Origin of the sequence: Pauljensenia sp. UMB6358 (genome assembly GCF_030216865.1) — a bacterium.
Classification (GTDB): domain Bacteria; phylum Actinomycetota; class Actinomycetes; order Actinomycetales; family Actinomycetaceae; genus Pauljensenia; species Pauljensenia turicensis_A.
The window spans coordinates 1-550 of record NZ_JASOMS010000030.1 but is presented as its reverse complement, the minus strand read 5'-3'; the positions used below and the strand labels follow the sequence as shown (position 1 = coordinate 550).

Here is a 550-nt window from a genome sequence, read left to right as displayed (position 1 = left end):
ATGCGCGGCCTGCTACGGAAACGGCGTTGGCGAAGCTGGATCGGTTGGAGGCGCACGCCCGGCTTGGGGACCCGCAAACCTCGCATGAGGCCGCGCGGGCTGTTGCGGCACGGGAGGTCGCCCGCAAGGTTTTAGCAATTTTCGCTAATCAAGATGCCCCGATTAGTGATGAGCAGCTGACAGCTTGTTATGCGGATGCGTACGACGCGCCTGCGGTCTCGTCCTCGTACCGGTCCCGCCGCTCCGAACTCGCAAATATTGGCCTAGTAGAAAAGGCCGGGCGCGGGAAAAATAAGGCCGGGCGGCGCGTCCGCTTGTGGCAGATCAGCGAGAAAGGCCGGGAGGTTTACGAGCTGATTAGAAGGGCGCAAGCATGAGTTATTCGACTTTGTGCTTGGATCCCCGTTTGGATCTGCCTTTGCCTGGGCAGTGGGCAGAAAACGCGGCCTGCACGAGGGCACCGGAGCTGTTCACGAATAATACCAAAAACGGTAGGCATGATGAGTTTGCGGAGGCGAAAAGGGTCTGCGCGTCCTGCCCTGTAATAGGG

Annotated in this window: 2 protein-coding genes; both read left to right on the top strand. The window is 59.8% G+C overall.

From position 1 onward, the window contains the following. The coding region (locus QP381_RS08480) for a hypothetical protein (RefSeq protein WP_285068485.1) at positions 1-377 on the top strand (377 nt) is incomplete at its 5' end. Then, the coding region (locus QP381_RS09705) for a WhiB family transcriptional regulator (protein ID WP_369268633.1) at positions 374-550 on the top strand (177 nt) is incomplete at its 3' end. The genes QP381_RS08480 and QP381_RS09705, both read left to right, overlap by 4 nt.